Origin of the sequence: Stenoxybacter acetivorans DSM 19021 (assembly GCF_000745895.1) — a bacterium.
Taxonomy (GTDB): domain Bacteria; phylum Pseudomonadota; class Gammaproteobacteria; order Burkholderiales; family Neisseriaceae; genus Stenoxybacter; species Stenoxybacter acetivorans.
The window spans coordinates 1-7,682 of the sequence record NZ_JQKE01000088.1; the positions used below are offsets into that span (position 1 = coordinate 1).

General features: G+C 45.5%; 6 protein-coding genes. 3 read left to right on the top strand and 3 right to left on the bottom strand.

What is annotated here, in order from left to right; translation table 11 throughout:
- Positions 1 to 343, top strand: a 343-nt coding sequence (locus Q384_RS10215) for an integrase core domain-containing protein (RefSeq protein WP_037587771.1), incomplete at its 5' end; no start/stop codon positions are given.
- A gap of 351 nt (positions 344 to 694) precedes the next feature.
- Here Q384_RS10215 and Q384_RS10220 read toward each other — a convergent pair.
- The 3 genes from Q384_RS10220 to Q384_RS10230 form a co-directional block, all read right to left on the bottom strand.
- Positions 695 to 1,357, bottom strand: a complete 663-nt coding sequence (locus Q384_RS10220) for a pyrimidine 5'-nucleotidase (protein ID WP_037587773.1) — start codon at positions 1,355 to 1,357, stop codon at positions 695 to 697.
- A 136-nt stretch (positions 1,358 to 1,493) separates the two neighbouring features.
- On the bottom strand, positions 1,494 to 1,964 hold the full coding sequence (locus tag Q384_RS10225) for an RrF2 family transcriptional regulator (protein WP_037587775.1): 471 nt from the start codon (positions 1,962 to 1,964) through the stop codon (positions 1,494 to 1,496).
- A gap of 409 nt (positions 1,965 to 2,373) precedes the next feature.
- Positions 2,374 to 4,614 (bottom strand): nitric-oxide reductase large subunit, encoded by a 2,241-nt coding sequence (locus Q384_RS10230; protein WP_037587777.1) that lies wholly within the window; start codon positions 4,612 to 4,614, stop codon positions 2,374 to 2,376.
- Between the two features lie 322 nt (positions 4,615 to 4,936).
- Between Q384_RS10230 and nirK the strand changes: the two genes are divergently transcribed.
- Positions 4,937 to 6,391 (top strand): copper-containing nitrite reductase, encoded by a 1,455-nt coding sequence (gene nirK, locus Q384_RS10235; RefSeq protein ID WP_037587779.1) that lies wholly within the window; start codon positions 4,937 to 4,939, stop codon positions 6,389 to 6,391.
- A gap of 206 nt (positions 6,392 to 6,597) precedes the next feature.
- Positions 6,598 to 7,359, top strand: coding sequence for a formylglycine-generating enzyme family protein (locus tag Q384_RS10240; protein ID WP_037587781.1), 762 nt, complete (start codon positions 6,598 to 6,600; stop codon positions 7,357 to 7,359).
- The last annotated feature ends 323 nt before the right edge of the window (positions 7,360 to 7,682 follow it).

Consider the following 7,682-nt stretch of genomic DNA (forward strand, 5'->3'; position numbering starts at 1 on the left):
TTATCAGATTGATTGCGTATACTCGGATAACGGGACAGAATACAAGGGAACGCCGGAACACGCTTTCAGGGCGGTCTGTACAGAACATCGCATCAATCAAAAATTTACCCGAGTTGCCCGCCCACAGACCAATGGTAAGGCAGAGCGGGTTATCAGGACGTTGATGCAGATGTGGCACGATAAAACACGCTTTCAGGACAGTGAGTATCGAAAGCTGGAGCTAAATCGCTTCATCAACTACTACAATACGGTGAAGCCCCATAAATCACTTAACGGAGCGACACCATACGAGGTACTAGAGAAATATTTTTATTTTGATGAAAAGTGTAAACAACGCGGATAATTCTTACACATGATTGTTGCCAGTATTGCAAAAGCCATCGGCATTGCTATGATGCGGCGGCAATATCGCAAGGACATCAGCAAGCACAAGACTGCGGCAGTATTGATAATAAAATATTTGATGTTGGGATAAGGAAACAAAAGAGAAGTAGCGGTAATGAGTAACAAGGGAATGAGAAAATACTTTTTTGTCATAACATTTTGCATGGTAACGATTTTATTGGGATGATTGAATAAGGAGAATTGATTTACTGAGCGGGTGTTTGCCAAACAGTATGCACGCCAGATGAATGCTGCGCGCGGCAGCGGATTTTACCGCTTCGGCAGCGTTAAGTCTTGCCGATTTTCTATTTTAATTGACAATGGCGGCATCGCAGCCGATAACGGCTGATAATGCTTGCATATCGTGTACGGCGGCATCAACAAACGGCAAGTGATGTGTGTGTGCGCCAAACCAAATGGTACGCATTCCCAAGGCATTGGCGGCGTGTAAATTATCGGCGTTGTCGTCCACCATGATGCAGTGCTTCGGTTCGGTTTTCAGTAAGGCGCACACGTTCAAATAGGCTTGCGGTGCGGGTTTATACAACAAGTCGAAATCATCGGTACCAAAAAGAGCGGTGAAAAACGGTGTAATTTGCATGGCATCACACAGGGCTTGCACATAAAAAGCGGGCGCGTTGGAAAAAACGGCTTTATTACCGCGCAGCTGTGTCAAGACTTCTCGGTTCATTTCCATGGGTTTTAAGGCAGCCAATATTGGTTCCAGCGGATGGCTTTGACGCAAAAAATCCATGATGTTGATTTGCGGGTGGTGTTGCTGCAAGCCCGCGAGTGTTGCGCCGTAGCGATGCCAATAATCTTGGCGCAGATTTGAGGCTGCCTGAAAATCCAAGTGCAGATTTTCTGCCAAATAGGCGGTCATGCGTTGGTTAATGAGCTGAAAAATGCCCGCATCAGCGTGGTGCAGGGTATTATCAAGGTCAAAGAGCCACCAAGTGTCGGCTGTTGTCATAAAGGTGTTGTGTTTTTAAATGGCTTGCGCGGCGAACAAGTATATGTATGCCGATTTTATCAACGGCAGAGCAGGTTATTCGGCGGTACGGTATCAAGAGAATAGAAGATAAAAATACAATCAGCGGGTTCAAAAACTAAGCCGTCGTTTCCGTTTCCGCTGCCTTGTTGGATAACGACGCTTGCGGCATGTAATGCAATTTGGCAATAGTGGGGTTGTTAATCAGTTGGTTTAAAGTAAATTGGTCCAAATAGGTTAAAAATTGCTCTGCCGCACCCGAGAGAATGGGTGCGAGGCAGCAGCAGGAAATCAGCGGACACAATTGTTTGTTGCGCATACACTCCACAATATCCACCGTTTCCACCGATCGCACCACTGTGCCGACATTGATGGTTTCTGCCGGTGAAGCCAAGCGCAAGCCGCCGTTTTTACCGCGCACGCTTTCCAGAAAACCCAGCCGCACCAATAAGGCGCACACTTTCATTAAATAACTTTTTGGTAAGCTGTATGTTTTGGCAATATCGGCAATGGTAATCAATTGTTGATTATTGACGGCGGCATAAATTAAAACGCGCAAGGCGTAATCGGTTTGTTGGGTTAGATACATAATAAACTTTGTAAACTTTAGATGTGATCAAAACACAAATATTGGGTATCTTGTGTTATGGCAATGCACAAAATATTGACACAGGACAGTAAATAAAAGGATTGCCGTATGGTTTGACGGCTTGTAATAGTCGGTTATTTTCAGGCTGCCTGAAAGTGTACCGATGCCGTTAAATCTGCCATTATTCGGGCGGTTATCAAGCCAAGGCATCAATCCATTCTGTAAAAGTTATTGAACAGAAGTCAAGCGGTTTGTGCGGTTGCATTTGTATTTAAATAACGGTTTTTTTTGTTCAGGCAGCCTGTGAATATGCCTGTCTTTCGGTATTTCAGCTACAGAAAACGGCTTGTTTGAAACCAAATTCTGTTTCAACCAAGCCGTGATAATACCATGCAGATGCGATGATGAACTAACCGGTACGTTTACTGCCAAGCAAACGGCATACTTGCCAGAATACGCACAATGCACCAACAATAAACACCACATCACCAAAGGTGCGAATCCAGCGCAATGTTTCTAAGAAGCCTTGCTGCATAAAGCCTTCACTTCTTGCCAGCCACAAACCCTCGCTGATGCTGGCATGCGCTTGAATGATGCCGACAGGCAATAAGCTGGTGGCAATCATCAGCACAATGCCCCCGTTCAGCGACCAAAAGCCGATTTTCATCAATTTGTTGTCAAACGATGTGTTGGGGCGCAGATAACGCATAATCAACAATACAAAACCCAATGCCAAGAAGCCGTAAACCCCAAATAAGGCAGCATGAGCATGTACGGCTGTGGTATTTAAACCTTGTACATAATACAGGGAAATTGGCGGGTTAATCATGAAGCCAAATACGCCTGCACCAAACATATTCCAAAACGCAACCGCAACAAAGCAATAAATCGGCCAGCGCAAGCGTTCCATCCATGCTGCTTGTTTTTGTAAACGCCAATGCTCATAGCCTTCATAGCCCAATACGACCAGCGGCACGACTTCTAAGGCTGAGAAAGTAGCACCCAGTGCCATGATGGGGGTGGTTGTGCCGGCAAAATACAGGTGGTGGAACGTGCCGGGAATGCCGCCCAGCATAAACAGGCTGGCTGAAGCCAAGGCGGAAACGGTGGCGATGCGTTTGGAAACCAAGCCTAAATTGACGAAAATAAACGCCAGCGCGGCGGTGGCAAATACTTCAAAAAAGCCTTCCACCCACAGATGAACCACCCACCAACGCCAGTATTCCATGATGGATAAATGGGTGCGCTCACCATAGAATAAGCCCGAGCCATAGAATAAACCCACTGCCAAAACAGAAGCAAAGAATAATGCCAGCAGATTTTTATCACCGGGTTGGCGAAGTGCATTGATTGTGCCGCGCAGCATCAACACCAGCCACAGCAAGATGCCAACGTATTTGGCGATTTGCCAAAAGCGGCCCAAATCAATGTATTCATAGCCTTGATGCCCAAACCAGAAATTCCAGCTCATGGGGATTTTGTGTGACAGGGCAAGGAAATTACCGGTGTATGAACCCACGACCACCAACACCAATGCCCAAAACAATACGTCCACGCCGAGCTTTTGCCATTTCGGGTCGCGCCCGCCGTTGATGATGGGCGCAAGAAATAAACCCGCCGCTAAAAATGCAGTGGCAATCCAAAACAATGCCGATTGAATGTGCCATGTGCGCACCAAGGCGTACGGAAACCATTGTGAAACATCAATTCCGTAAAACGCTTGCCCTTCAATGGTGTAATGCGCTACAAAACCGCCCAAGAATACCTGAGTAACAAACAGCGCAACGGTTAAAAACGCGTATTTACCCAAGGATTTTTGTGATGGTGTTAAGGCGATTTTGGTTAAGGGGTCTTCCGCCGGTGCTTGGGGTTCTTCTTCGTCTTTACCGCGTAAAAATGACCAGAACCAAATCAATAAGCCCACACCCGCAATCAGCAGAATCACGCTGGCAACCGACCACATGATGTTTTCAGCGGTGGGTTTATTGTCAATTAAGGGTTCATGCGGCCAGTTGTTGGTGTATGTGGCGTCAGTACCGGGGCGGTTGGTGCTGGCCATCCAGCTTGTCCAAAAGAAAAAATCACTTAAGTTTTGCCGTGCCGTTACATCGGGCAAGGTATTGTCTTTCATGGCAAAACTTTCGCGCGTTCCTTTCAGCTGCGGATCGTTGCCATATAGCGATTGATAGTATTCACCGGTTTGACGGATTGCCTGAATACGCGTCGGCGACAATATCACTGTGTTGTCTGCCGCCGGCTGGTTGTTGCGGTATTCTTTGATTAATCGGCTTTTTAAAACAGCTTGTTGCTCGTCATCCAGAGCATCGTAATTTTGCCCGAAAGTTTTCTGCGCGGTGATGTTTAGCCATGCTGTTAATTCACGGTGCAGCCAATCGGCAGTCCAATCAGGTGCTTGGTACGCGCCGTGTCCCAAAACCGAACCCAATTGCATACCGCCTGTACTTTGCCATGCGGATTGTCCTTGCAAAATGTTTTCTTTTTCGATAACGGTTTGTCCATCGGCAGATACGTAGCGTTCCGGTATCGGCGGTGCTTGTTTATAGACTTCATGGCCAAAATAGCCAAGTAAAGTGAATGTAACAACCATCACTGCAATTAAGAGATACCAGAGCCGTTTGTATTGTTTCATGGCATAACTCCCTTCTGTTTATTTCGTGTTTGTGGAATAGCATTTATGCGATGTATTTTCTTAAACATTCTTTAATAATGAATGTTTATAGCATTGTATATGGAAAGTAACAGACCAACAAGATAATTAGTTCTAAATAATTACTTAAAAAATATAGTTAAAAATCAAATAGATATATAAAAATCAAGCTGCCTGAAAGGTTTTTTATAAATCAAACATTCTTTTTATAAAAATGTTTGATTTAAATCAAGGTTTATGTTTTCCGTGCGTGTAAAGTGGAACAACGCAACACAAAATTACAAAACTTATAGGGAGCATTGTCATGAATAAAACCGCACTAACCTTATTGATTGCTGCCGCTTTTGCGATGGGCGCATGTTCTAACCAATCCGCTTCATCTGCCGCAAGCGGTACGCAGGGAGGCGATAAAGTAGCAGCAACGCAGCAGCAAGGCGAATTACCGGTGATTGATGCCGTGATGACCCACGCACCTGAAGTGCCGCCGCCGGTAAACCGTGATTACGCTGCCAAAGTCATCATGAAAATGGAAGTGGTTGAAAAAGTGATGCGCATGGCAGACGGCGTTGAATACATGTATTGGACTTTTGGCGGCGATGTACCCGGGCAATTTCTGCGGATTCGTGAGGGCGATGAAGTGGAATTTCACCTTGCCAATCACCCCACGTCTAAAATGCCGCACAATATTGACTTGCATGCGGTAACGGGTCCCGGCGGCGGCGCGGCTTCTTCATTAACTGCACCGGGTCATACTTCTACGTTTAGCTTTAAAGCACTCAATCCGGGCTTGTATGTGTATCACTGTGCCACCGCACCCGTGGGTATGCATGTTGCCAATGGTATGTATGGCTTGATTTTGGTTGAACCCAAAGCCGGTTTGCCCAAAGTGGATCGCGAATATTATGTGATGCAAGGTGATTTTTATACCAAAGGCAAATACGGCGAACCGGGTTTACAGCCGTTTGATATGGATAAAGCAGTGAAAGAACAAGCGGATTATGTGGTGTTTAACGGACATGTCGGCTCATTAACCGATGACAAAGCACTGCAAGCCAAAGTCGGCGAAACCGTGCGTCTATATGTGGGTAATGGCGGTCCTAATTTGGTTTCTTCGTTCCACGTTATCGGCGAAATTTTTGATACGGTATATCAAGAAGCGGGTGATGCAGCCACCCATAATGTACAAACCACTTTGGTTCCCGCCGGCGGTGCCGCCATCACTGAGTTTAAAGTAGATGTTCCGGGTAATTTTACCTTGGTGGATCACTCGATTTTCCGCGCGTTTAATAAAGGTGCGCTGGGTATTTTGAAAGTAACCGGTGATGAAGATAAAGTGATTTATTCCGGTAAACAAAATGATGCGGTGTATCTGCCCGAAGGTTCAGCCGCCCAAGTCATTGATACCGCTCCTGTTGTACCGGTGAAGGCGCAAAATAAAGAAGAGCGGATTAAATTGGGTGAAAATTTATTTAAGTCTAACTGCTTGGCGTGCCATCAAGCCGATGGTAAAGGTGTACCGGGTGCGTTTCCGCCGCTGGCAGAATCGGATTACCTGAACGCAGACCATACCCGAGGCATCAGAGCGGTAACCCATGGTTTGACCGGCAAAGTAACCGTAAACGGCACAACCTACGACAGCGTTATGCCCGGCGTGGCGTTGAATGACGAGCAAGTTGCCAATGTCTTAACCTATGTATTAAACAGCTTTGGTAATAAAGGCGGTGAAGTAACGCCCGCGCAAGTAGCAAAAATACGTTAATAACAGCAGTAAATATTGATGGAGAGAGGTGACCGAAACACACCCAGTGGTGCTTACTCGGTAATCTTTCAGGCAGCCTGTGTATAAATTTCAGGCTGCCTGAATGCTGCTAAAAGCCATGATTGTCACGTGATTGTCATTGGGCATACGTTATAATCATGCCGGATTTTGATTAAAGCTGATGCGGAAAAAAAGTAGAGAAAATCATGAAAACAATATCATTGGCGTGGATTTTGGGTGTGTTGCCGCTCATTGCACAGGCAGCAGCACCGATGGCAGAAATTCAAGCGGGCAGCTACCGTCCGTTGTATTTACAAAAAGACACTCCCATGACTTTTGTAGATGCTTTCCGAATGGACAAAAAGCCTGTTACCAATCGGGAGTTTTACCAATTTATTATGAAAAATCCGCAATGGTCAAAAACGAAAATTGCCATTGAGTTTTCCGAAAAACAATATTTGCAGCACTGGATAAAACAAGGCAGCGGCTATGCGCCCAAAGCAGCGGATTTGGATAAACCCGTTGTGAATGTGTCTTGGTTTCCTGCCAATCAATACTGCCAAGCACAAGGAAAGCGGCTGCCCAGTACCGACCAATGGGAATATGTTGCCCGTGCTTCGGAAAACGCCATTGACGGCTCAAAAAGCAAGCAATACACCCAAGTGATTTTGGATTGGTATGCCAAATCGGCACAAAAACCATTGGGAAAAGTTGGTCAAAACAAGCCCAATTATTGGGGGGTGTATGATTTGCACGGTTTGATTTGGGAATGGACAGAAGACTTTAATAATGCCCAATTACAAAGTGATAATCCCGATGAAGGCATGTTTTGCGGCGCAGGAGCAAGTGCCAGCACCGACCCCAATAATTATGCCGCCTTCATACGTTATGGTCTTCGCAGCAGTCTTCAAGCCAAATTTTCCATGCCTACTTTGGGTTTTCGCTGTGTCAGCAACAAGCCAAAATAAGTAAAAAACAGAACATTGCTTTATTTTGGTATTGACCGCTGTTTACAAAGTATTTCGCGGCGGCATTGGCGTTTCAGGCAGCCTGAAAGTGTGTTGCAAATATACCGGTATTATTTGTTAGATCAAGGGGCAGTTACGATATGATGCAGCAATCGTATAGTTATTCATCAATCGCACTCGATTTTAATAGTTTCTTACTAAACCTCACAGTCAGAAGGATTAAAAATGAATACCCAATACCCAATACCCAATACCCAATACCCAATACCCAATACCCAATACCCAATACCCAATACCCAATACCCAATACCCAATACCCAATA

Excerpts from the sequence above, each read along its gene's own strand:
- nirK (WP_037587779.1), top strand. The coding sequence starts at position 4,937 with ATGAATAAAACCGCACTAACCTTATTGATTGCTGCCGCTTTTGCGATG.
- Q384_RS10240 (WP_037587781.1), top strand. The coding sequence starts at position 6,598 with ATGAAAACAATATCATTGGCGTGGATTTTGGGTGTGTTGCCGCTCATT.
- Q384_RS10225 (WP_037587775.1), bottom strand. The coding sequence starts at position 1,964 with ATGTATCTAACCCAACAAACCGATTACGCCTTGCGCGTTTTAATTTAT.
- Q384_RS10220 (WP_037587773.1), bottom strand. The coding sequence starts at position 1,357 with ATGACAACAGCCGACACTTGGTGGCTCTTTGACCTTGATAATACCCTG.
- Q384_RS10230 (WP_037587777.1), bottom strand. The coding sequence starts at position 4,614 with ATGAAACAATACAAACGGCTCTGGTATCTCTTAATTGCAGTGATGGTT.